This window comes from Paenibacillus sp. GCM10027629, from assembly GCF_042676425.1.
In the GTDB taxonomy this organism is placed as follows: domain Bacteria; phylum Bacillota; class Bacilli; order Paenibacillales; family Paenibacillaceae; genus Paenibacillus_K; species Paenibacillus_K terrigena.
Genome location: NZ_JBHTGZ010000009.1, coordinates 342,725 through 367,061, shown reverse-complemented (window position 1 = coordinate 367,061; position 24,337 = coordinate 342,725). Strand labels below are relative to the sequence as shown.

Sequence of the window (24,337 nt, the reverse complement as noted above, 5' to 3'; positions counted from 1 at the left end):
CCAAAAAACGTCCAACCCATAAGGTTGGACGTTTCTATTGAACGATAGATATGTCTGAATCGAGAATATAACGATTAGACGCGTGCACGCAGTGCCTTTGCTAGACCATCTGCTGCCTTCCAAATATCGCCTGCACCCATCGTAATGACTAGATCGCCAGGTTTCACATCCTCGCTTAACTTCAATAATACTTCTTCCTTCGTTGGAATATACTTCGTGTTCGGATTGCTGTTCTGAATGATCATATCAACAAGTCTGGACGAAGTAATCCCTTCGATCTGCTTCTCGCCTGCAGGCGAATAGATATCTGTAATAATAACCTCATCTGCATCACCAAAAGCTTGACTGAACTGTTCCAGCAGGAAATATGTCCGTGTATAGCGCTGCGGCTGGAACACTGCGATAATACGTTTACCCGTGGACTTCGCCGCTTGGATCGTTGCTTGAATTTCAGTCGGATGATGCGCATAGTCATCAATGACGAGAATATCATTTACTTCACCGAGCACTTGGAACCGACGTTTCGCACCACGGAATTCCTTAATCGACTCTGCAATGGCATAGAATGGAATGTCCGCTTGCATGCACGTAATAATCGTTGCCATCGCATTCGAAATGTTGTGTCGTCCAGGTACTGACAGCTCGATGGTCCCGAGTGGAACATCTTGATAGGTAAAGGTGAACGAGCTCTTGCGATCGCCGAGTACGATATCTGTCGCCCGATAATCCGCAGGCGAGTCGATGCCGTATGTAAGCACATCACATTGGAGATTCGGAATCATGGCTTGCAGAATCTCATCATCTGCACATACGATCGCTTTGCCCCCAGGCTTCACTTGATTGAGGAAACGTACGTAAGCTTGTTTCAACTTCGCATAATCCCCGTCATAGTTCTCCAGATGATCCGCTTCAATATTCGTTACAAGTGCCAGCTGCGGATGATACTGCAAGAAGGAGCCATCGCTCTCATCGGCTTCCGCGACAACATAGTCGCCTTTTCCCGCCTTCGCGTTAGTCCCCATATTCATAATCTCGCCACCGATGATATAGGTCGGGTCCGTACCGCATTGCTCCATGACAAGTGCGATCATTGACGAGGTCGTTGTCTTGCCATGCGCACCCGCTACAGCAACGCCTTTACGGGTATTCATTAACCGTGCTAACATCTGTGCACGATGCAGAACCGGGATATTGAGCGTTTCCGCCCTTACGCGTTCCACATTATCTTTGGCTAAAGCCGTTGAATAGACGACGAGGTCAGCCCCTTCAACATTATCCGCCGTATGGCCAATATATATTTTGGCGCCTTTCTTAGCAAGCTTCTCTGTTAACTCTTGAGCAGCGACGTCTGAGCCCGTTACAGTGTAACCCATCTCTAGCATTACGCGAGCAATCGCGCTCATTCCGTAGCCGCCAATACCGATAAAATGAACATGTTCTGTTGTATTCAAGAAATCCTCACCAACCTTTTTCAGAATCGGTTTGATACAAAATATAAGATCGTACATCTGCGATTAAATACAAAGTACCGGAGACAACGGTTAGATCTGCAGGAGCTGCCATAGACGCAAGCTTTGCAAGCGCCGCCTTCCAGTTCGGTTCGATGATGATCTGAAGATCAGGACGCGGCGACTCTGCCAATACGTTTTGCACGATGGCGTAGAGATCCTCCGCATTCATTTTTTTACGGAAATCAGGCTCGGTCAAAATGAGCGTATCCACTATTGGTAGTATATGCCGTAAATAGTCTGTATGATTCTTCGTTGATAACATTCCCATCATCAAATGTACACGCTCGTACGTATACGTCTCGCGCAGTGCTTGTGCGAGGGTTGCTGCACCTTCAGGATTATGGGCCCCGTCAACTAATAGGCGCGGCTGCTCCGAGATCATCTCGAGCCGTCCAGCCCATGCAGCTGCTCGCAATCCTTCCAGCAAATCTTCAAAATCAATCAGCAATGCATAATATTGTTTCAGTACTTCCAGCGCCATCACTGTTACACCAGCATTTTTAATCTGATGCGCACCATTCAATTGAATCGTTAACTGCTCCAACGTACGGAACGGTCCTTGGAACTTAAAAACTTGTTGATTCTCTTCACTTGATAACGTCGTGAGACGATATTGATCATTCATTAAGTACAAAGTTGACTTCTGGTGCTGCGCCGTATTACGAATCACTTCAATCACTTCAGGCTGCTCCACGGAGCTAACGATCGGCACGCCTGGTTTGATAATCCCTGCCTTTTCCCGGGCAATCGCCTCAAGCGAATCGCCGAGAATATCCATATGATCGTGGCCGACATTCGTAATAATCGAAATGATCGGTGTTACGATGTTGGTCACATCCATACGTCCGCCAAGGCCTGTCTCCCAGACGACAAAGTCAGGGAACACAACCTTCGCATAATAGATAATCGCAATCGTCGTCGAGACCTCGAACATCGTTGGTGATCCCAATTCAGACGCGGCTATCTCTTCAACGAGAGGCCTCAAAGTATTCGTGATCGCTAGCAAAGTCTCTTCAGGAATGTTCGTGCCATTATACTGGAAGCGATCTGTAAACTTCGTAATATACGGTGATGTGAACGTTCCGACATCATAGCCCGATTGACGAAGCACAGAGGTAAGAAACGCACACGTCGATCCTTTACCGTTCGTCCCCGCGACATGAATGAATTTCAATGTGCGCTCCGGATGCCCGAGCCGCTCCATCATCAGCTCAATACGCTGCATACCAGGACGAATCCCGAATGGAATGAGTCCGTTAATCCAATCTACTGCTTGTTGGTATTGGTCGAAAGGGGCTGTCGTTACAGCCCCGCGATTGTCCGCCATGGTGATCTCACCCTTCACTCTTAGCTTTGCAGCTCTTGAATGCGTGCAAGCACTTTGTCAAGCTTATCGGAATAATCCTGCTGTTTCGCGCGCTCTTCTTCGATGACTTTAGCAGGTGCTTTGGCAACAAAACCTTCATTGGCAAGCTTCTTATCGACACGTTCAACTTCGCTTCTTAAATTCTTCACTTCTTTTTCAAGACGCTCAATTTCCTGCGCAATATCGATCAACCCTGCAAGCGGAAGATACAGCTCGGCGCCCGTCACGATGGCTGTCATCGCTTTTTCTGGCACAGCAATGTCTGTAGAAGCTTCGAACTGCGAAGTGTTACAGAAACGTTTGATGTAGCCTTCATTGTTACGGATAATCGCATCACTCTGCGCATCAGCCGATTTAATGACAAGTTCAATTTTCTTGCTCATCGGAACGTTCACTTCTGCACGTACGTTACGAACAGCGCGGATAATGTCCATCAGCAAGTTCATTTCTTTCACGGCATCCGGAGCTTCCAATTTCTCATCGTATGTCGGCCAAGCAGCAAGCGTAATCGTCTCGCCTTCATGCGGCAAATGCTGCCATATTTCCTCGGAAATATAAGGCATGAATGGATGGATCATCCGCTGTGTACGATCAAGCACGTAGGACAATACGGATTGGGTCGTACGTTTCGCTTCCGCATCCTCACCGTAGAGGCTAAGCTTCGCAAACTCGATGTACCAATCACATAGATCATCCCAGATAAAGTTATACAAGAGGCGTCCTGTCTCACCAAATTCGTAAGAATCCATCAGACGTGTAATATCGCGTGCAGTTTCGTTCAAACGGTGTAGGATCCAGCGATCCGCCGTTGAGAGATTGCCGCTGATATCGATCTGATCAACCGTGAAGCCTTCAAGATTCATCAACGCAAAACGGGAGGCATTCCAAATTTTATTGGCAAAGTTACGAGCTTGCTCAACCCGCTCCCAGCGGAAACGCAGGTCTTGCCCTGGCGTGCTGCTCGTGGAGATCATATAGCGCATGGCATCTGTACCGTATTTGTCGATAACCTCAAGCGGGTCAACACCATTGCCGAGGGATTTGGACATTTTGCGTCCTTCGGAATCACGAACAAGACCATGCATTAATACATCTTTGAATGGAATTTCATCAGTGAATTCCAGCGCCGTGAAGATCATGCGAGCAACCCAGAAATAAATGATGTCGTAACCTGTTACGAGCACATCAACCGGATAGTAGCGTTTCAAATCTTCTGTATCTTCTGGCCATCCAAGTGTTGAGAAAGGCCATAACGCTGAACTAAACCACGTATCCAGTACATCCTCGTCTTGTTTTAGGTTCGCGCTGCCACATTTGCAGCAAGCCGTTACATCTTCATGCGCCACATGAAGCTCACCGCAATCACTACAATACCAGGCCGGAATACGGTGTCCCCACCAGAGCTGTCTGGAAATACACCAGTCACGAACATTCTCAATCCAGTTCAAGTATGTTTTCTCGAACCGATCCGGTACAAAGTTAACGCCTTCGCCTGACTTCTGCGCTTCAATCGCACGTTCAGCTAATGGTTTCATTCGTACGAACCATTGTGTTGAGAGATACGGTTCAACCACAGCTCCGCTGCGCTCGCTATGTCCTACCTGATGAACATGATCTTCAATCTTGATCAATACACCTAGTTCTTTCAAGTCATTTACGATTTGCTTCCGGCAATCCGCACGATCGATTCCTTGGTACTTACCAGCAAGCTCGTTCATGACGCCTGACTCATCCATCACTGTGATTTGTGGAAGATCATGGCGAAGACCCATTTCAAAGTCATTCGGATCATGTGCTGGCGTAATTTTCACCGCGCCGCTTCCGAAGTCTTTCTCAACATAATCATCCGCAATCACCGGAATTTCACGCCCAACAATTGGAAGGATAAGCATCTTGCCAATCATATCTTTGTAACGTTCATCTTTGGGATGAACTGCAACCGCTGTATCACCGAGCATCGTCTCCGGACGCGTCGTTGCCACTGTGATCGAACCGCTGCCATCTGCAAGTGGATATTTCAAATGATACAAATGGCCTTGTACTTCCTTATACTCTACTTCAATATCCGACAATGCTGTGCGTGCTGCCGGATCCCAGTTAATGATATATTTGCCGCGATAGATCAAGCCTTTTTCATAGAGCTTCACGAAGACTTCACGTACCGCTTTGGACAGACCCTCATCGAGTGTAAACCGCTCACGGGAATAGTCGAGTGACAACCCCATTTTCGCCCATTGCTCACGTATCGTGTTCGCGTAAGTTTCTTTCCAATCCCATACTTGCTCTAGAAATTTCTCGCGTCCCAGATCATGGCGCGTTACGCCGCCTTCACGCAGCTTCTGCTCAACTTTCGTCTGTGTCGCAATCCCTGCATGGTCAGAACCTGGCAACCACAACGCATCATAACCCTGCATCCGCTTCGTACGCACAAGAATATCTTGCAATGTAAAGTCGAGCGCATGCCCAATATGAAGCATTCCTGTTACGTTCGGCGGTGGGATCACTATGGAATACTTCGGCGCATCCGGACGTTGACCTGCTTTGAAAAATTCATTTTTCATCCAGAAATCGTACCACTTCTGCTCGGCCGCTTTTGGATCATACGTCGTTGGCATTGACGTCTGGTTTTTATTATCCTGTGCTTCTGACATGATAAACCCTCCATTTATTTACATTCAGAGTCTACACCTACACGTTCAATCCATGTATAAGTCTATAGGTAAAACCAATAAACTTGGGAGTTGAACAAATAAAAAAACCCTTCGTCTCAAAGGACGAAAGGATATCTTCCGTGGTACCACCTTTGTTTCGCATACCGCTAACAAACATCATCTACCTTATAGCATGCGACACTCAACAGATAACGGCTGCAACCGGTTTGCACTAGCTCTTCCATTCATCGCAGATACATCTGCATCTAGAAGGATTCGAACAAACAACTCCAGGGCGACTTCAGCAACTACATCCTGCGGAGCCTCACAGCGTCAGTCAGCTCCACTCTCTGAAGGGTTCGGTGCCTACTATTCCCTTTCAATGTCTTTCCTATATAGAATATCCAATATTTTATCATTTAAATCCCTCATCGTCAATCATTGCAAGCAGATGCACAGAAGCTAGGCTTCCTAGTCATACCAGCTCGTCAATCCTCATAGAATACGATAAGGTGGTGGTCCAACGTGGAACGATGGTGGTACAAAAACCGCTATACCGTCAAAGGCGTCATTTTCCCTTTAATCTGCATCCAATTTGTCCATACCCTCATATTACCTACGGGTTTTGGTGTCTTCGTCCTTTTTGCACTGTTCTTAATCTACTTAGGATTTTTATTTAACGTCTATTAGCATACATCATGTCTGGGAGGCTTTGCAGGCGAGGGTCTGTAAGGCCTCTTTAACATATATAAGGCAAGACACTCACAGAACAGCAAAAAACCCCTCACCTGACCCGGTCGAGATTCTCTCGAAGTGGCTCTGGTTACGGGGCTCGCTCATCCGATCCACGCTGAACATCATGATCATCGAATGTCATTTTGCTCCACTCAATTCAATTATGGGATATACAAAACTTGACCTTCCGCTATCGTATGATCATTCAATCGATTATATAACAGCAGTTCACGTGGATTCATGTTATAGCGATCGGCGATCATATCCAAGGTTTCTTCCCGCTGAACTATACAAATCTTTAACTTGCGGAAGGCTCTCTTCTCATCTTCATGATTCAAGAACAGACTCTTCCATTCGACTTCTTCACCATTCGAACTAGAACGCAGCTTCTTCGCTTGCTTCTCCAGTTCTTCCACGGCATGACGCGTCTCAATTTCCTTGATATTCTTACTCGAATAGAGCAGCGCACTAAGACCCATATTATTAGCATTCTCAGGTTCTGGCTCTTTCTTACTGTTAAAAGCAACCTTGAGCGCTTTCTTCTCTTCCTCGATCCGCTCTTCAAGAGAAAGCTCCTCCGCTTCGGAGCTCGTGTTCTCCTCTACTAACCCGTAATCATAGAAAGGTGCCTGCTGTGACTCTTCGATCGGGTGCTCCGAATTTGAAATAAACACTTTTTCTTTTTCTTGCTCAATCGGTTCTTGAGGTGTGAATTCCAGACGAGGTTCCTTGTCCGTCTCAAGTGAATCGATCTGTTGTGGCTGATCGCTGAGCGTTACCTCGGCAATGCGTTCCGTCGATTCACGATCTTCTTGCTCAATCCGATTCTGACTATCCGCTCCCTCGGCTTGAACGGTTATAAATTCGGGGTGAAACGTTATACCTTGATACTTCTCTTGCTCAATCTCTTGCTCAATCTCGTGCTCAATCTGTTGCTCACGCTCGTACAAGCTGACGGATTCGAGAATATCGCCAACATCATTATTCTTCGAGGCCTGGAACGCCTCTTCCGGTACGTCTTCTTCCGATTGGGAACGGAAATCCTTCGGTGCAGCTGCCTGAACTTTTGCCGGCTCGGTCTGGTGAACAACGGTAAATTGCTCGGCCATCCAAGGCGATTGCTCCGGCTGTGTAAGTTCAATCCCTTTGAGCGACAGTACGCCATTAATGTTAATCGTTCGCGTCGATAGCAGATCCACATCGAAATTCTCAATCTCGACTGAAATATCGTCCAGACTTTGTACTCGATTCATTGGCAATGTAATTTCCACAGGAATAAAGTGCGCGAGGGTAAGCGTTGAACGCTGCTCATCATCGCCTTTATATACGCCAGACAGCAGCAGATTGCCGCGCAGCGTTGCGTGGTCTCCATGCGGAACGACTTGAACATTCGGAACAAGCTCGATCTCTTCTAATTCTTGTATCCCAACTACTTCATCTGATAAGTGAACCCGCTCGTAAATGTCAAATCGCAAACCATAGGATTGATCAAACAAAACGAGGTCCTCCCTTCTGCATATAAACCTAAATGACCATCATTGTCAGATGGATATCATGACTACTTACATTTATCTATATGCCTGGAAGGAAAGAGCATGCCATATATTTTTAAAAAGTGGGACAAAGTTTATGAACTTCGTGGAAATTTGCTATCTTAGCAAAAAAGAACCTGGCCGTTGGCCAGGTCCTTCAAGAAACTGCTACGTTCGAGCACGTGAAAGGAGGAGTACGGGGTTCCACCCGCTGTTGAAATTCGTGTTCATTGAATGAAGTTTAGCGATTATCGTCAGATCCAACACGTTTATGTATTCGAGCCACTGAACTTCGCATACAGCTCCTTGAACATCGACGTCCATGGCGCCTTAACCTCAAGCCGCTCTCCGTACATCGGGTGCTCGAAGCGAAGTAATTCACCATGTAACGCCTGATACGCTGCATGCTCATCGCTGCCGCCATAGAGGGTATCTCCGAGCAGTGGATGGCCCGCATGACTCATATGGACGCGAATCTGATGGGTTCTTCCTGTCTCAAGCTGAAGACGTACTAGGCTCACTCCTGCATGCGGGAATGTCTCGATTAGCTCAACATGGGTCACTGCATGATCTCCTGTTGGCGAGACACGACGCCGCTGCTTATGATGACGATCTTTACCGATCGGCGCATCAATCTTGCGCAGCTTAGGATCAACGATCCCCTGCACGAAGGCGACATAAACCCGTTCAATCGCTTTCTCACGCATCGCTTCATCGAGTCGAACTTGGCTGAACTCATTTTTCGCATACAGGACCGGGCCTGTCGTATATTCATCCAGCCGATGAATATGCCGGACGCGATGCTGCTGTCCCGAACATGTATAATAGCTGGCTACGGCGTTCGCAAGCGTCTCCACTTGATCCGGCACCGTGGGATGTATGAGCATCCCTGCTGGCTTGTTCACCACCATACAGAAATCATCTTCGTACAGAACCTCAAGTTCTGTCCAATAAGCCGGGATCGGATCCGTCTCTTCTGGAAACAATCGGACCCGCAGGCGATCTCCCGCCTTCACGAGATCACCCCTATGAGCCAGCTTCGATGCAAGCTTCTCCGGTAAATGAAGAGACGACTGCGGTGCAGTCGTCACGAGCCATTCCCCTTTGCGTATCCATTGTTCCGGGGATAGATAACGTTCCGGAATCATAGCTGCTTGAGCGCAATGTAGTTCGCTTCGATCGTCGCATCGATATCTGCATCGCTATGCGCCGCAGAGACGAACATGCCCTCGAATTGCGATGGAGCGATACTTACACCCGCATTCAGCATATTGCCGAAGTAGCGACGGAAATGATCCAGATTCGCTGTCTTCGCCGTATCATAGTTAATCACGAACTGATCTGTAAAGAACGGACAGACCATCGATCCCACGCGGTTTATCGTCACGGGAATACCCAATTCTTTGGCATTTTTCTCAAATCCAAGATGCAATTTCACCGCTTGCCGTTCAAGCTGCTCATACACATCTTGCGTTAGAAGCTTCAAGGTCGTATACCCTGCAATCATCGCTAGAGGATTACCGCTTAGCGTTCCTGCTTGATAGATCGGACCGGATGGAGCCATCTGTTCCATAATTTCACGTTTACCGCCATATGCGCCTACTGGCAGACCGCCACCGATCACTTTACCCATACAAGTCAAGTCAGGCTTAATGTCATACAATCCTTGTGCACAGTTAATATGTACCCGGAATCCTGTCATGACCTCATCGAAGATCAACAAACTGCCGTATTGTGTGGTGATATCACGCAGCCCTTGCAAGAACCCAGGCAATGGCGGAACCACACCCATATTTCCTGCAATCGGTTCAACGATCACGCAAGCAAGCTCTTCACCGTAGCGTTCAAAAGCAACACGCACCGACTCCATATCGTTATAGGGCACCGTAATGGTATTCGAAGCTACGCCCTCAGGTACGCCAGGGCTATCTGGAAGTCCGAGTGTCGCTACACCGGAACCCGCTTTGATCAAGAGACTATCGGCATGGCCATGATAAGAACCTTCAAATTTCAATACTTTGCTGCGTCCCGTGTAACCCCGAGCCAGACGGATCGCACTCATCGTCGCTTCTGTCCCCGAGTTCACCATCCGCACAATATCCACCGAAGGTACTCGTTCGCACACAAGCTTCGCCATTAACGTCTCAATTTCAGTCGGCGCACCGAAGCTTGTTCCTTTGGAAGCAGTCTTCTGAATCGCTTCAATCACTTCTGGATGGGCATGCCCCATAATGAGCGGTCCCCAGGAACAGATATAATCGATGAAGCTGTTGCCATCAATATCATAAATTCGCGAACCCGCCGCATGATCAATATATAACGGTGTTAAACCTACCGATTTAAATGCACGAACGGGGCTGTTTACGCCACCTGGAATATATTTTTTCGCCTCTGCAAAAGCTTCTCTAGCACGGTCATCTTTACGTGTTTGAAGATTGTCCATTTCGATTCCTATCTCCTTTACTTCAGCCATCTTGCCGCATCTTTGGCAAAATACGTAATGATTAAATCAGCACCCGCACGCTTCATACCGATCAACGTCTCTAGCACAATGGCCTTCTCATCGATCCATCCATTCTGTGCAGCCGCTTTGACCATCGAATATTCCCCACTTACGTTATAAGCGACGAGCGGAAGATCAAACTGATCTTTGAGCGTACGAATAATATCCATATAGGCAAGCGCAGGCTTCACCATCAGCATATCCGCACCTTCGAGCACGTCGGATTCTGCTTCACGAAGCGCTTCTTGTGCATTGGCAGGGTCCATTTGGTACGTCTTGCGATCCCCGAATTGCGGCGCCGAATGTGCAGCTTCACGGAACGGGCCGTAGAAAGCCGATGCGTATTTGACCGAATAAGACATGATCGCAATATGAGCGTAACCCGCTTCATCCAAGCCCGCACGAATCGCCTGCACGAATCCGTCCATCATATTCGATGGCGCAATAATATCCGCACCTGCCTCAGCTTGTGATACAGCCGTTTTCACGAGCAGTTCGAGCGAAGCATCATTATCCACTTCACCATGCAGCTCGCCGCAGCGATCTTCCACATGCACCATGCCGCAATGTCCATGATCTGTGAACTGACATAAGCAAGTATCCGCCACAACGACAAGATCTGGATATCTCTTCTTAATATACCGCGTCGCTTGCTGTACAATACCGTCCTCCGCATAGGCAGATGACCCTACAGCATCCTTGGTCTCAGGTACGCCGAACAGTAGTACCGAAGGAATGTTCAAGCTGACGATCTCATCGATCTCTGCATCCAATTGATCCATAGACAAATGATACACACCAGGCATCGAAGGAATTTCTTCACGGACATTCGTTCCGTATGTAACAAAAATCGGCGCAATCAAATCATTTACCGTTAGTACCGTCTCACGCACCATGTTGCGAATGCCTGCCGTACGGCGCAGACGGCGATGTCTCACGATTGGAAAACTCATTAAGGTACCCTCCTAGAAGTGAAATCAATATATAGTTGAAATGAGAACACAAACATGTTTATCTTTTCGCTAAAGCGCAAAGCGCATGTACAAGCGATTCAATCGTTGCTTCTTCCGATATGGCTGACACGGTCAGCCCTGCTGCTACGGCGGTCTCCGCTGTGAGAGGCCCAATACAAGCGATCTCCACACCGCTTAGCATATCAGCTAAATTGGTAACGCCTAGCCGTTGGAAAGCTCGAATGAAATTCGTAACCGTCGAGGAGCTCGTAAATGTAATCATATGAATGTCACGGGCCTCAAGCTGTTCCAGCAGCTCTCGTCCTTCTTCATTATCGTTCACTTGAACCGTCTCATATACCTTCAGATCCGTCACATCAAGACCCAAGCTATGCAACTGCTCTGGCAACCATTTGCGTGCAAGGTCTCCTCGAGGAAGCAGCACGCGCTGCCCTGGATTCAACTCCGTACGAATTGCTTCTAGAATACCCTCTGCCCGATATTCTTCCGGCAAGCATTCTGTCATGATCCCACGAGATTCAAGGGCTTCTGCCGTCTTCGGACCTACCGCTACCACACGTGCTCGCGTTAACCGCCGGATATCCATCCGATTCTCACGCAGATGCTCGAAGAAACACTCTACCCCATTCACACTCGTAAAAATAGCCCAGTCATACGACTCCAGCTGATGCATCGTCTCACGGATAACAGCAAGCTGATCCGGCGATGAGGTACGCCTTGTCTCAATGACAGGAAATTCGACCGGTTCCCCGCCAAGATCATCGATGTGCTGCACAAGGTCACTTGCTTGCGATCTGGCACGTGTTACGAGTACCCGTCTTCCGAACAGAGGCTGATGCTCCACCCATTTTAATTTCTCACGCTGCAAGACCACATCGCCGACCACGATAACCGCGGGAGATTGGAAATTCGTCACTCTGACTTGCTCCGCAATCGTTGCAAGTGTTCCGACGAGCGTCTCTTGCTCGGGCCGCGTCCCCCAACGAACGAGGGCAACGGGTGTCTCCGGCGACCTACCGTGCTTCATCAATTGCTCACTTATGTAATCGATCTTCGCTACACCCATCAGAAATACAAGTGTACCTGTCGCATTCGTTACTTTGTCCCAATAAATAGATTTATCCAACTTATCTGGACTTTCATGCCCTGTGATGACGGAGAACGAAGAGGCAAGATCACGATGTGTAACTGGGATTCCCGCATAAGCTGGGACCGCAATCGCAGAGGTAATGCCCGGCACGATCTCATAACCAATATCATGCTGTCGTAGCAATTCGGCTTCTTCCCCGACACGTCCGAATACCGTTGGATCCCCGCCTTTAAGGCGTGTAACCACTTTACCCTCCAAGGCAAGATCAACAAGCAATTGATTGATGTCTTCTTGCTTCATTGTGTGCCGATCCGGGAGTTTGCCGACATAGACCTTCGTCGCGCCTGGTTTCATATATTTGAGCAACCTTGGAGAAGCAAGACGGTCATATACGATGACGTCTGACCGCTGAATGCACTCCAGACCTTTTAATGTAATGAGCTTGGCATCTCCCGGCCCTGCGCCGACAAGATAAACGATTCCTTTCCCCAATCCGTCCATCTCCCTACTGATTCAATTCCGCCAAAATTCGGTCTGCTCCCTGTGCTATAAGTTGATTAGCCACCTGTTCCCCTAGCTGTTCAGGGTTATTCCCGCGAAGCGTTTCTTTCAGTATAACACGTCCATCAGTTGTGCCGACCATCCCTGTCAATTCAATCACAGGATGCTGTTCATCATCCGACACGAGCGTCGCAAATGCGCCAATCGGCACCTGGCATCCGCCGTTCAACCGTCCAAGGAAACGACGTTCAGCTCGAACCGTCAACGCAGTCGAGTGATCATTGAATAGCTGCAGCAATTCGCGAACCTCAGGATCATTCTCCCGGCACTCAATCCCAAGCGCCCCTTGTCCAACCGCTGGCAGACATACATCCGGTGACAAATGTTCTGTTATCCGATCTTCCCATCCCATACGAACAAGCCCCGCTGTTGCGAGCATAATCGCATCAAAGCCTTCTGTCTCCAGCTTCCGCAGTCGAGAATCAATATTTCCGCGAATCGACTCCAATTTCAGGTCAGGTCGTACATGCTGTAATTGCGAAGAACGACGCAGACTGCTCGTTCCTACTTTGGCTCCAAGCGGAAGCTCCGACAGCTTGAGTCCTTCACGAGAGATAAGGCAGTCCCGCGGGTCTACGCGCATCGGTATAGCACCATTCATGAGGCCTGCTGGCAGCTCCGAAGGCATATCCTTCATACTGTGAACAGCCATATCAATCACTCCATCGATTAGGGCCTGTTCAATTTCCTTCACGAACAGCCCTTTGCCCCCGACCTTTGACAAGGTAACATCTAGAATCTTATCGCCCTTTGTTACAATTTTATGGATCTCGAATTGATAGGGCAGTCCATGCTTCTTACAGATTTGTTCCAACTTTACTATGACTTGTCCTGTTTGTGTCAACGCAAGTGCGCTCTGCCTTGTTCCTACGATCATCTTACGCATCGTGTTGCCTCCTCGTTCTGACTTGCAAATATAGCAATATTAGATTTAGCTTTTATTCGATCACAGCAATCTGTTCCTTTATCCATTTCTCCATCCACCCTGAATCCGCTGGAGGAAAGACACCTTGCTCGATCTGCTCTAACCAGTTCAGCTCAAGCATCTGCTTCATCAGTTGTCCTCGAACGCCAGCATCAGGAATGCTGCGTTGTATCATGTAACGCAGATCAGCTAGTACATTCAAATAAACCTCATATGCCTCACCATACTGCGCATCAATCTCTGACACAATCCGCTTCGCAACCTCTGGGCTCGCCCCCGAGGTCGATACCGAAATAATCAATTTCCCTCGCCGCATCGTGCTCGCATTCACAAAGTTGGAGCTGCGTGAGGAACTCGCAACATTGACCAGAATGCCTAGAGCATGCGCATCGATTGAGACACGCTCATTCACTTCCTCCGAATCGGTCGCAGCGAACACGATTTGAGCCCCTTCGAGGTCCCCAGGTTGATAGGTTCGATTCCTGTCCGTTATTCGCCCTTCTGCGATCCATTGGTCGATTTGCGGGGAATAGTCACTGCTGACAACATGCACCTTCGCCCCTGCTTCGAGCAAGCCTCGAATTTTACGTTCCGCGATACGTCCACCGCCAATGACAATGCATCGTAGGTGTTCCATCTGCAGTAATATCGGATAAAACACCGCGTCCGAGGCCTCTTCCATAGCAATCACTCCCATATCCAATGATGGAATGTAGAGAAAGAATTCACTGCGAAATTGATCACCATGAGTGTGTATGCAAGCAGCGCCCACCGTGCCAATCGATATCCTGTATGCTTGAGTGAAACTCTTTTAATAAAATAATACACGTAACAAATCGCGGCCACGAGCGTCAGCAGCACCTTCACATCGAGGAGAAGATTCAACTTTTCTTCCATATAAATCGATGAGATAGCGACTGCTAGTGATAGGATCAACAGTGGCGTACCAATCATGATCGACAGATTCGCGTAGCGATCGATTTTCTCCAAGCTCGGCAATCGACGAACGGAGTCATCCCACTGCTTTTCCTTCAGCTTCCGGTGTAAGTACATGTACATCCCTGAGAATATGCTCCCAATCGTAAATGCAGCAAAACTGCATATCGCAAACGCAACATGCAGAATTAGAATTTCTTTGACAATCTGCCAGTGTTCTAACCGTTGCTCCCCGATCGGACTGCTAAATAAATTAAGTAAAAGTACGGCAAACCCTATTACGTTCACGATAAACACGATATATTCAATCTTAAAAAAGAGACTGATGAGCAGCGAGATCGTGACGAGTAACCAAGATAAAAGAAACATAAATTCAAGTACAGACAACAATGGAACGGCCGGCTGCTCAATTAATTTCCCTGCAAGGAAGAGTGTCTGCAGGCCCCATACAAAAAGAAGAAGCCCCGTGCCCATCCGCTTCGCACTCCGATTTGGCTGTGCAAAATCGGAGAAATAAAACAGAAGGCTCAGGGCGTATATATAGATAATCGCATCATACATCCAATTCTGAGTTAACATCAAACCTTCACCACCTACTTCGTTACGGTCGCCCATGCAAATCCAGATTTTGATCCGGCAGACGATCTTTCGTTCATTCTCATCTCGGGTGATGATGGTTGCTCAAGTGCCTTGTTCTGACGCTGCTCTTCTGCTTCCGCCTTCTCCATCTGCTCTTCGAGCGCGAAAATCTGCGTGAACATTTCGATTGCCTCGTCGCCGTTCTTCTCTACAGCCATTTCCTTAATCCGAAGAATCGGATCATGCAGCATCTGATTGACAATACTCTTCGTCAATTTGCGGATGACCTTCGCTTGTCGTTCATCCAGATCCGGCAGCTTCTTGAATAGGCTCTCCATGGTGTCTTGATGGATTTGCGCTGACTTCTGCTGCAAAGCATAAATGACAGGGCTAACGCCAAGGGTCTTCAGCCACTGACGGAAAGCTTCTATCTCCTTCGCAATCATCGCATCAATCTTCGTCGCTTCCTTCCGGCGAAGCTCGAGATTGCTCTCAACAATCCCCTCAAGATCATCAATATCGTACAAGAACACATTCGGTATCGAACCAATCGCAGGGTCTAAGTCACGCGGCACCGCAATGTCGATCATGAAAATCGGTCGATTCTTGCGCTTCTTCATGCTCTCCTGTACTTGCTTCACATCCAGCACGAAACCATCTGCCCCTGTCGAGCTAATGACGATATCCACCTCATGAAGCAGCGATATCCCGCCTTGAATCGAACAAGCCCGTCCATTGAACTTCGACGCTAATTGTTCCGCACGCGTTAGTGTACGATTCGCGACGATCACTTCGTCCGCTCCGTTCGCATACAAATGCTTCACCGTTAACTCGCTCATCTTCCCGGCACCAAGAATGAGAACCTTCTTCTTCGAAAATTGCCCGAAGATTCGTTTGCCGAGCTCCACCGCCGCATAACTAACCGAGACAGCAGCTTCACCAATGGTCGTCTCCGCATGGGCACGCTTGGCCATCGTAATGGCTTGTTTGAAGAGCATGTTGAACCATGTTCCAGTTGCTCCGTACTCTTGTGCAAGCAGGAAAGCATCTTTCATCTGCCCAAGTATTTGCGTCTCCCCAATGACCATCGAATCAAGTCCGCTTGTTACTTGGAATAAATGCTCCAGTGCGCGATCATCCTCATAGATGTACAAATAATTTGTAAATTCTTGACGAGGAATCTGGAACCATTTCTCCATAAAGCTGCGAATGAAATGTCCGCACATGTGCAGACGATCCACAACAACATAAATTTCCGTCCGATTGCAAGTCGCAACAATCACACATTCTAGAACGCTTTTCGTTGCCTTAAGTTGTTGTAACGCCTCTGGTAAAGCTTGTTCGGCAATGGCGAACCGCTCCCTCACTTCGACCGGGGCCGTCCGATAATTGAGTCCGACCGCTAAAATGTGCATTGTGTCACCTGCCTTCTCTATCGCTATATCATGTAAATTATATCACAGTTCGACAAATCCATTACGTTCAAATTTGAAAAAATTATGAAATGGGAAACATTCGTATTTAGTGTAGACCTAAGCTCTTTCACTTATACCAAGACCGACGCCCCATGTTACAATCTATTCCATTAAGGATTCATATGCTTCTCCAGAAGTCCCCTCATTGCTTCATCCGCTTCCGTTACGATGACCGCTTCTGAGCTAACCAACTTACCGCTACCTGTTATGAGCTGCTCGTAAGCTTCGTAGAGCTCTCCATATCGTTTCTGAACCTCCTGCAGTAAGACCTTCTCCTCTTCATGCAGCGGACGGTATCCTGCGATCTGAACACTCGTAATAAATTCGAGCAGCTTATTCAAAGACTCTAATCGCTTCAAATGATCGTTCCCATATGCCTTCACGAGTCGGTCATGCGTATAGTTCGCCGAATAGATCGCGAGCTTGACGGCATCCAATTGGCTTGTATTCTCAATGGCAGACGCTTCATTTAACGAATTCTGTACTAGACCCATTTGAAATGAGGCGACTTCGTAGAGCATTCGTCCCGCATCTTCCTTGGCATCACTACCACCTATCAGCTTATAAATCTGATAAGACGGCCAGACAATAACGAGAAAAACCATAACGACGATGAACCATTTTCCTGATATTCGACTTTGACCTCGGCGCATACTTCGAACCCCTTTGCATGTACATTGTTCAACCTTGTACATTCTATGGGGTTCCGAGAAAACAAATAACCATGGAGATGAATCAATCTTCTCCATGGTTATCTATCACTTGCTATGGCGTACTATGCGAATTGAGTTTGCTTCATCACAGGGTTCTCAACTTGAAGCTCCCCGATACCGCGAACCAATTTTTTCGCATACGTTTTATCCGGTTTAAGTACGGATACCAGGTAGTCAATTGCAACTTGCGGGTCTACTGTCTCGCCGCATGTATAACAATCAATTGCAGCAAAACCTCTTTCAGGATACGTGTGAATCGAGAGATGACTCTCAGATAACATTACTAATACCGTTGCACCTTGTGGTTCGAATTGTTTGGCTTGAACAGACAGCACAGTTGCACCGCTAGCTTCAGCCGCCTCTACCATTTGAGCTTGCAAAAATTCAGCATTGTTTAGGAGTTCAAAATCAACACCCCAAGTGTCAACTGCAACGTGTCTTCCGAAAGTTGAATATTCCATCTTCCGGTTCCCCCTTCCTAGGAATAAAATGTTTGAAAAATTTCATCCGCTAGGACCTACGTCATTCACTTCCCGAGGGAAAACTCTCTCGCAACATACAATGTCCTGAGTGAATCCTGGTTCCTATATTCTTTTCAACGAGAATAAAAATAACATCTTCTGCCCAGAAAAGCAATACTTTTTTTTGGTGATTATTTGAAATGAGCTGGAGCCCTCAGCCCCGTATACAACATATGCAATTCACTTGTATATGTGTCAATACAAAAAAAGGAATCCTCACGGACTCCTTTGTGATATAAGTGCACGATTTTACGCTTCTAGTACGAATAATTGCTGGGTATACACGCTTAACTTCGCATCAATTTGGGCGATCTGTTCAGGGTTCTCCGCCCGATTTCTTGCATCGAGCAACATATTAATCTGATCTTGGATCCCCTCAATCTCAGCTTCCACTTGACACTGATTAAATAATTGCTGCAATTGACCAAGTGTATCTTTATACTCGAATACGAGACGATCTTGACCATCCACATGTTCAATAATTCGAGATACTTTGCCCTGATCATACTTGTATTCCATCGTATATCCTCTGTAAATTCGATTCACGATCGCGTTTCCTTTAAACGCTGCTAGCGCTTGACGCATCGCATTGGTCAACTTCGGTTTAACCAGACGGCAGGACGTTTCACATACATACGTCTTCGCCTTCCGTTGAAACGGTAACCGAATCTCCTCCCCTGCACCATCCTCAAGAACAACTTCTTGATTGCCGTTATCGAGCACGAGCACATACGAATGGATGTGCTGCTCTTCAAAACTATGCACAAACTTGGACATCTCTGCTTCCGTTAACTGTAAACTGGCTTTAACATACTCTGTGGCCAACCGTTGACCCATACAAATCTCCTCAATTCTTTAACTTACAACTTCGAAAATTCAATGCCTTAAGGATATTATACACTACCAAGCACAATTATTCCTGCTCATCAGCATTGATTTTTCTTCATTTTTCACGAAAAATACGTATTTATCCGTGAAGAAATTGAGGTTTTAATGAAGATACTCTGTTTCCTACACTAACTTTGAGGATTCCCTACATCATCTGTTGAATCTTCCACAACTTCCTCTGCCTGCTGTGTGTAGCGGCTAATAATTTCCCACAGCTCGTCCTTGCCCAGGCCGAGTTCTGACGAGAACATGACCATTGGATTCTCTGCGGTCAACTGCAGGTCATTTTTGATCACTTTCATATGTTTATGCCACTGACTCTTCGGCAATTTATCCGCCTTGGTCATAACGACGCAGGTCGGGATTTCATAATGAATCAACCACTCACGCATCATGATATCGTCTTTGGAAGGTGGATGGCGTAAATCTACAACTTGAAGCACCAATTTGAGTGTATCGCGCTCCAGCAGGTAGCGTTCAATCATTTTTCCCCACGCTTGACGCTGAGTCTTTGATACTTTCGCATAACCGTATCCCGGAAAGTCTACAAAATATAATAAATCATTAATGCGGTAATAGTTCAGACATTGTGTCTTACCGGGCTGCGAGCTTGTCCGCGCCAGGTTCTTGCGGTTAATCATACGGTTAATAAGCGAGGACTTCCCAACATTAGAACGCCCTGCCAGAGCAATCTCCGGCAAGGCATCATCAGGATATTGGTCAGGTCCTACAGCGCTTATGATGAATTCTGCTTGTGTTACTTTCATGTCGTCTGTAATTCCTTTCTTGTTCAACAACTTTATTCGGATAACGTAATAGGTTCTACAAGCGCGTGTTCCAGGACTTGATCCATATGTCCGACGAGCACGATGGTCACGTCTTTCTTGACGCTGTCTGGAATATCCCGCAGATCGCGTTCATTCTCCTTCGGAAAGAGGATCTTCTTAATCCCGGCACGATGTGCTGCAAGAGACTTTTCCTTCAGGCCGCCAATTGGGAGCACACGACCACGCAAGGTGATCTCTCCTGTCATCGCAACATCCTTCGATACATAACGGTTCGTAAGCGCTGAGATCAGCGCTGTTGCGATCGTAATCCCTGCGGATGGTCCATCCTTCGGAATCGCGCCTTCCGGCACGTGAATGTGTACATCATATTTTTCATGGAAATTCGGTTCTAGCTTCAGCGCTTCCGCACGTGAACGCGTATAGCTGAACGCCGCTTGAGCTGATTCCTTCATGACATCCCCAAGCTTGCCTGTGAGCGTCAGCTTCCCGGTTCCCGGCATTACGGTGACTTCGATATTCAACATTTCTCCGCCAACCTCTGTCCAAGCAAGGCCTGTCACTGAACCGATCTGATTCTCTTCTTCTGCATGACCATATCGGAATTTCGCAATGCCCAGATAATCCTTCAGATCATCCGGTGCAATGACGACCTTCTCATGCTCATGAGCGACGATTTGCTTGGCAGCTTTCCGGCAGAGCGCGGCAACCTGCTGTTCTAGATTACGAACCCCTGATTCCCGTGTATATTCACGAATAACCTTTAAGAGTGCAGCATCCTCGATCTCGAGCTGTTCGGGCTGTAAGCCGTGTTCCTTCGTCTGCTTCGGAACCAAGTATTGCGTTGCAATTTGTTGCTTCTCGAGTTCCGTGTACCCCGGAATATATAGCATCTCCATCCGGTCAAGCAGTGGTCTTGGGATATTGTGCACCGCGTTAGCCGTCGTCACGAACATGACATTCGATAAGTCGAACGGCAGCTCAACGAAATGATCGCTGAAGGTGCTGTTTTGTTCAGGATCGAGCACTTCGAGCAGCGCAGCAGACGGATCACCGCGGAAATCCGAAGCCATCTTATCAATCTCGTCAAGTAAGAACACTGGGTTCATAGAACCGGCTGTTTTCATGCCTTGAATGATTCGACCCGGCATTGCTCCTACATAAGTACGTCTATGCCCGCGGATTTCCGCTTCATCTCGAACACCACCGAGCGAAATACGCACGAACTGTCGACCAAGTGATCTTGCAATAGAACGCGCCAAGGAGGTCTTTCCGACCCCAGGAGGCCCTACAAGACAGAGAATCGGACCTTTCAATCGTTTTACCAGCTGCTGCACCGCAAGGTATTCCAGCACGCGTTCTTTTGGCTTATCCAGACCGTAATGATCCTCATTCAATATTCGTTCCGCTTCCTCAATATCCAGATGGTCTTCCGTCTTGTTCGACCACGGCAAAGACAATAACCAATCGACGTAATTACGGATTACGCCGCCTTCTGCTGAAGAAGCAGGCGTCTTCTCGAGACGATCAATCTCCTTGTTGATCTTCTCCTGCACCGACTCCGGCGCATTCAATTCCGTGAGCTTCGCACGCAGCTCCTCGACTTCGCCGAGGCGTCCTTCTTTCTCACCAAGTTCCTTCTGAATGGCCTTCATCTGTTCGCGGAGATAGTACTCCTTCTGCGTCTTCTCCATCTGCTTCTTCACGCGTTGGCTGATCTTTCGTTCAAGCTCCAGCACTTCACGCTCGTTATTCAGGATGTCGAGCAGCTTCTCCAGCCGTTCTGTCACATCAATCGTCTCAAGAATTTCTTGCTTATCCTTCATTTTGAGCGACAAATGACTTGTAATCACATCCGCGAGGCGCCCAGGTTCTTCAATATCTGTTACGGCAGCAAGCGTCTCCGGCGTTACTTTCTTCGACAGATTTATGTAGTATTCAAACTGGTTGAGCACCGTACGCATCAGCGCATCGGTCTCCGCATCGGATAATTCTTGTTCCGGCAGCTCCTGCACCGAGACTTCGAAATATTCCGCATTATCCACATACTGTAGGATCTCAGCACGGATTACACCTTCAATCAATACACGAATCGTACCATTCGGCAGCTTCAGCATATGTTTAACCTTGGCAATCGTGCCAATCGAGTAAATATCATCCTGACCCGGATCTTCAATATTGACGTCCGATTGAGAACACAGCAGAATCATATTATCATCTACCATTGCTCGCTCTAAAGCCTTAACTGACTTATCCCGTCCCACATCCAAGTGCAATACCATGCTAGGATAGACAAGCAGTCCCCTTAATGGCAGTAGAGGGATACGGCGACCTTTTGCTTTATTTAGGCCCATGTGTTTCGCACCTCCAGTGGCTCTCAATAAGATGTTTATAGAGGAAGTTCAAAAAGTCCCCTTTTGCACGAAGAATAGCAGGGAGCAAACTCGACATCGAATCTTGCATTCAACTTCGAACAGCTTATGCTTACGATGCATGTTCCCTCAGAAACATTCAGGTACTCATGTAGGTACTGCCTACATTCCGTTCCTCCTTCTTCACTTTCATACAACCTAAGTATCGCTTCGGAGATAGTTTTCTTCGAAAACTCTTTCAGGTGCTGAAAAGCCGGCTTTTTGAACCTGCATTTATAACATTTTATCAAATGTTGCTTAAAAAAACCAATTGCCCTGATAGTGCCGCTCAATCAAGCGATTATACTCCGCCGGACTCTGTGGAACGCACATCATCCATCGATTTGGCCTGCAAAAACGACGTCGCAGGCGGCGTGATAAAGAGGTCCTTATCCTGTGGAAGCTCTAACAGAACTTCTTGTACCGCTTCACCGAATACATGCTGGAATACCTCTTGGATTGTGTCAACAGGAATGACTTTCAGACCGTTCAAGCCCGAGAAAATCTCCTGCCAATTCTCCCGAGGGATAATGACGGTTGTTGCCCCCGCTTGGAAAGCAGCCTCTACTTTCGCAATAACCCCGCCAATCGGCTTCACCTTTCCGTGTATGCTCACTTCCCCTGTCATCGCAAGCTTATTATCAATCGGAACATGGTTCATCGCTGACGCAATCGCTGTAGCCATTGCAATACCAGCTGAAGGACCATCAATCGGCGTTCCGCCCGGGAAGTTCACATGCAAATCAAAGCTATACGGATCGAGCCCAATGGTCCGAAGTACAGTTAAGACATTCTCAATGGATCCCTTCGCCATACTCTTCCGGCGCAGCGTACGCGACCCTCCGCCCAATTCTTCTTCGTCGACGACCCCTGTAATGTTCACTTTCCCTTGACCCGGTTTACTTCTTATCGCCGTTACCTCAATCTCCAACAGCGTGCCCATATTCGGCCCATAGACGGCAAGACCGTTCACGAAGCCAATACTTGGCGCTTGCGGAATTTTACGATCAGGACGCGGTGGGATTTGACTGCTATTTACAACCCACTCTACATCTCCGGATGTAATCGAATTACGTTTCTCAGCCATCGCAAGTCCTGCAGCCAGCTGGATGACATTAACGGCTTCACGTCCATTGGTTGCATAACGCGATACTACATCTACCGCTTCAGGACATGGATCGAACCCAATTTTACGCACGGCATCCGATGCAATCACCCGAATTTCTTCCGGAAGCAATGGACGGAAGAAGATCTCCATACAGCGCGAGCGAAGCGCAGGCGATATCTCTTGCGGCGAACGTGTCGTTGCCCCCACAAGACGGAAGTCTGCAGGCAAGCCATTTTGGAATATGTCATGAATATAGACAGGAATATTCGTATCCTCGGAGTTATAATAAGCACTCTCCAAGAACACCTTGCGATCTTCTAATACTTTTAACAGCTTATTCATTTGGATCGGATGCAATTCCCCAATCTCGTCAATAAACAAGATGCCGCCGTGCGCTTTGGTGACCGCACCTGGTTTGGGCTGCGGAATGCCAGCTACCCCCATTGCTCCTGCACCTTGATAAATCGGATCATGCACAGACCCAATCAACGGATCGGCGATCCCTCGTTCATCGAATCTTGCAGTGGTTGCATCAATCTCTGTAAACTTCGCATCTGACAAAAATGGAGAATTTGAATTTTTCTTCGCTTCTTCTAGGACGACACGCGCGGCGGCTGTCTTCCCAACACCCGGTGGTCCGTATATGATGACGTGCTGCGGATTTGCACTGCATAGCGCAGCCGTCAGCGCCCGCAAGCCGTCCTTCTGTCCTACAATGTCCCGCATCGTTGTCGGTCTTGTCTTCTCCGCGAGCGGTTTCGTCAGGGAAATCGAGCGCATTTTGCGCAGCTTATCCATCTCCTTACGTGATTCGCGATCCACAGCCGTCCGATTCGTTTTTTGCGATCTTAACAAGTTCCAGAAATAAAGGCCGATAATAATCGCAAAAAATACTTGAATGAACATTAACGCCATACTGAAATCCATCCATCATTCCTCCTCAATGCATCCTCGTTATCTCTCTTGAATCAAATCTCTTGAACAGCACAAAGAAACCGAGAAAGTGTAATACGTCATAGTATTTCCCTTTCTCGGCTCAATTAACCGCTTAGAGGTAATTCAAAAATCATCTT

19 protein-coding genes and 1 other annotated feature are annotated in these 24,337 nt (G+C 47.6%); of the genes, 1 reads left to right on the top strand and 18 read right to left on the bottom strand.

What is annotated here, in order from left to right:
* Positions 1-74: 74 nt before the first annotated feature.
* The 3 genes from murC to ACFQZR_RS10925 are packed head-to-tail and all read right to left on the bottom strand — an operon-like array spanning position 75 to position 5,528.
* A complete protein-coding gene (gene murC, locus ACFQZR_RS10935) occupies positions 75-1,451 on the bottom strand; it encodes a UDP-N-acetylmuramate--L-alanine ligase (protein WP_379345692.1) in 1,377 nt (458 codons plus the stop codon).
* Between the two features lie 7 nt (positions 1,452-1,458).
* Positions 1,459-2,838: a bifunctional folylpolyglutamate synthase/dihydrofolate synthase gene (locus ACFQZR_RS10930; RefSeq protein ID WP_379345690.1), complete on the bottom strand. Its 1,380-nt coding sequence runs from the start codon at positions 2,836-2,838 to the stop codon at positions 1,459-1,461.
* A gap of 20 nt (positions 2,839-2,858) precedes the next feature.
* Positions 2,859-5,528, bottom strand: a complete 2,670-nt coding sequence (locus ACFQZR_RS10925) for a valine--tRNA ligase (protein ID WP_379345688.1) — start codon at positions 5,526-5,528, stop codon at positions 2,859-2,861.
* A 116-nt stretch (positions 5,529-5,644) separates the two neighbouring features.
* Positions 5,645-5,920 (bottom strand) — a binding site (T-box leader).
* Positions 5,921-6,053: 133 nt separating this feature from the next.
* Between ACFQZR_RS10925 and ACFQZR_RS10920 the strand changes: the two genes are divergently transcribed.
* A complete protein-coding gene (locus tag ACFQZR_RS10920) occupies positions 6,054-6,218 on the top strand; it encodes a hypothetical protein (RefSeq protein ID WP_379345686.1) in 165 nt (54 codons plus the stop codon).
* A gap of 206 nt (positions 6,219-6,424) precedes the next feature.
* Here ACFQZR_RS10920 and ACFQZR_RS10915 read toward each other — a convergent pair whose 3' ends face one another.
* From ACFQZR_RS10915 to lonB, 15 genes are all read right to left on the bottom strand, one after another.
* Complete coding sequence (locus ACFQZR_RS10915; protein ID WP_379345684.1) at positions 6,425-7,759, bottom strand: LysM peptidoglycan-binding domain-containing protein; 1,335 nt, start codon at positions 7,757-7,759, stop codon at positions 6,425-6,427.
* A 305-nt stretch (positions 7,760-8,064) separates the two neighbouring features.
* Positions 8,065-8,943 carry an RluA family pseudouridine synthase gene (locus ACFQZR_RS10910; protein WP_379345682.1) on the bottom strand — a complete coding sequence of 293 codons (879 nt, stop codon included), beginning with the start codon at positions 8,941-8,943 and terminating at the stop codon, positions 8,065-8,067.
* Positions 8,940-10,238 carry a glutamate-1-semialdehyde 2,1-aminomutase gene (hemL, locus tag ACFQZR_RS10905; RefSeq protein WP_379345680.1) on the bottom strand — a complete coding sequence of 433 codons (1,299 nt, stop codon included), beginning with the start codon at positions 10,236-10,238 and terminating at the stop codon, positions 8,940-8,942. The genes ACFQZR_RS10910 and hemL overlap by 4 nt, the downstream gene beginning before the upstream one ends.
* 17 nt (positions 10,239-10,255) lie before the next feature.
* A complete protein-coding gene (gene hemB / locus ACFQZR_RS10900; protein WP_018757014.1) occupies positions 10,256-11,251 on the bottom strand; it encodes a porphobilinogen synthase in 996 nt (331 codons plus the stop codon).
* A 58-nt stretch (positions 11,252-11,309) separates the two neighbouring features.
* Positions 11,310-12,863, bottom strand: a complete 1,554-nt coding sequence (gene cobA, locus ACFQZR_RS10895; protein ID WP_379345677.1) for a uroporphyrinogen-III C-methyltransferase — start codon at positions 12,861-12,863, stop codon at positions 11,310-11,312.
* A gap of 4 nt (positions 12,864-12,867) precedes the next feature.
* Positions 12,868-13,809 carry a hydroxymethylbilane synthase gene (gene hemC, locus ACFQZR_RS10890; protein WP_379345675.1) on the bottom strand — a complete coding sequence of 314 codons (942 nt, stop codon included), beginning with the start codon at positions 13,807-13,809 and terminating at the stop codon, positions 12,868-12,870.
* 52 nt (positions 13,810-13,861) lie between these two features.
* On the bottom strand, positions 13,862-14,530 hold the full coding sequence (locus tag ACFQZR_RS10885; RefSeq protein ID WP_379345673.1) for a precorrin-2 dehydrogenase/sirohydrochlorin ferrochelatase family protein: 669 nt from the start codon (positions 14,528-14,530) through the stop codon (positions 13,862-13,864).
* 5 nt (positions 14,531-14,535) lie between these two features.
* Entirely contained in the window at positions 14,536-15,363 is an 828-nt protein-coding gene (gene ccsA, locus ACFQZR_RS10880) for a cytochrome c biogenesis protein CcsA (RefSeq protein WP_379345670.1), read from the bottom strand.
* 14 nt (positions 15,364-15,377) lie between these two features.
* A complete protein-coding gene (gene hemA / locus ACFQZR_RS10875) occupies positions 15,378-16,778 on the bottom strand; it encodes a glutamyl-tRNA reductase (protein ID WP_379345668.1) in 1,401 nt (466 codons plus the stop codon).
* Positions 16,779-16,948: 170 nt separating this feature from the next.
* Complete coding sequence (locus ACFQZR_RS10870) at positions 16,949-17,491, bottom strand: S-adenosylmethionine decarboxylase (protein WP_379345666.1); 543 nt, start codon at positions 17,489-17,491, stop codon at positions 16,949-16,951.
* A gap of 122 nt (positions 17,492-17,613) precedes the next feature.
* Positions 17,614-18,012 carry an adenosylmethionine decarboxylase gene (speD, locus tag ACFQZR_RS10865; protein WP_018757007.1) on the bottom strand — a complete coding sequence of 133 codons (399 nt, stop codon included), beginning with the start codon at positions 18,010-18,012 and terminating at the stop codon, positions 17,614-17,616.
* Between the two features lie 309 nt (positions 18,013-18,321).
* Positions 18,322-18,909, bottom strand: a complete 588-nt coding sequence (locus ACFQZR_RS10860; protein ID WP_379345664.1) for a non-ribosomal peptide synthetase module — start codon at positions 18,907-18,909, stop codon at positions 18,322-18,324.
* A 179-nt stretch (positions 18,910-19,088) separates the two neighbouring features.
* On the bottom strand, positions 19,089-19,727 hold the full coding sequence (gene yihA, locus ACFQZR_RS10855) for a ribosome biogenesis GTP-binding protein YihA/YsxC (protein ID WP_379345663.1): 639 nt from the start codon (positions 19,725-19,727) through the stop codon (positions 19,089-19,091).
* A gap of 32 nt (positions 19,728-19,759) precedes the next feature.
* Positions 19,760-22,099, bottom strand: a complete 2,340-nt coding sequence (gene lon, locus ACFQZR_RS10850; protein WP_379345662.1) for an endopeptidase La — start codon at positions 22,097-22,099, stop codon at positions 19,760-19,762.
* 358 nt (positions 22,100-22,457) lie between these two features.
* On the bottom strand, positions 22,458-24,191 hold the full coding sequence (gene lonB, locus ACFQZR_RS10845) for an ATP-dependent protease LonB (protein WP_379345660.1): 1,734 nt from the start codon (positions 24,189-24,191) through the stop codon (positions 22,458-22,460).
* Positions 24,192-24,337 lie beyond the last annotated feature (146 nt).

What these genes read in the sequence shown, in the direction of transcription:
- ACFQZR_RS10930 (WP_379345690.1), bottom strand. Translation starts at nt 2,838, where the DNA reads ATGGCGGACAATCGCGGGGCTGTAACGACAGCCCCTTTCGACCAATAC.
- ACFQZR_RS10925 (WP_379345688.1), bottom strand. Translation starts at nt 5,528, where the DNA reads ATGTCAGAAGCACAGGATAATAAAAACCAGACGTCAATGCCAACGACG.
- ACFQZR_RS10910 (WP_379345682.1), bottom strand. Translation starts at nt 8,943, where the DNA reads ATGATTCCGGAACGTTATCTATCCCCGGAACAATGGATACGCAAAGGG.
- hemL (WP_379345680.1), bottom strand. Translation starts at nt 10,238, where the DNA reads ATGGACAATCTTCAAACACGTAAAGATGACCGTGCTAGAGAAGCTTTT.
- hemB (WP_018757014.1), bottom strand. Translation starts at nt 11,251, where the DNA reads ATGAGTTTTCCAATCGTGAGACATCGCCGTCTGCGCCGTACGGCAGGC.
- cobA (WP_379345677.1), bottom strand. Translation starts at nt 12,863, where the DNA reads ATGGACGGATTGGGGAAAGGAATCGTTTATCTTGTCGGCGCAGGGCCG.
- hemC (WP_379345675.1), bottom strand. Translation starts at nt 13,809, where the DNA reads ATGCGTAAGATGATCGTAGGAACAAGGCAGAGCGCACTTGCGTTGACA.
- ACFQZR_RS10885 (WP_379345673.1), bottom strand. Translation starts at nt 14,530, where the DNA reads ATGGAAGAGGCCTCGGACGCGGTGTTTTATCCGATATTACTGCAGATG.
- ccsA (WP_379345670.1), bottom strand. Translation starts at nt 15,363, where the DNA reads ATGTTAACTCAGAATTGGATGTATGATGCGATTATCTATATATACGCC.
- hemA (WP_379345668.1), bottom strand. Translation starts at nt 16,778, where the DNA reads ATGCACATTTTAGCGGTCGGACTCAATTATCGGACGGCCCCGGTCGAA.
- ACFQZR_RS10870 (WP_379345666.1), bottom strand. Translation starts at nt 17,491, where the DNA reads ATGCGCCGAGGTCAAAGTCGAATATCAGGAAAATGGTTCATCGTCGTT.
- speD (WP_018757007.1), bottom strand. Translation starts at nt 18,012, where the DNA reads ATGGAATATTCAACTTTCGGAAGACACGTTGCAGTTGACACTTGGGGT.
- ACFQZR_RS10860 (WP_379345664.1), bottom strand. Translation starts at nt 18,909, where the DNA reads ATGGGTCAACGGTTGGCCACAGAGTATGTTAAAGCCAGTTTACAGTTA.
- yihA (WP_379345663.1), bottom strand. Translation starts at nt 19,727, where the DNA reads ATGAAAGTAACACAAGCAGAATTCATCATAAGCGCTGTAGGACCTGAC.
- lon (WP_379345662.1), bottom strand. Translation starts at nt 22,099, where the DNA reads ATGGGCCTAAATAAAGCAAAAGGTCGCCGTATCCCTCTACTGCCATTA.
- lonB (WP_379345660.1), bottom strand. Translation starts at nt 24,191, where the DNA reads ATGGATTTCAGTATGGCGTTAATGTTCATTCAAGTATTTTTTGCGATT.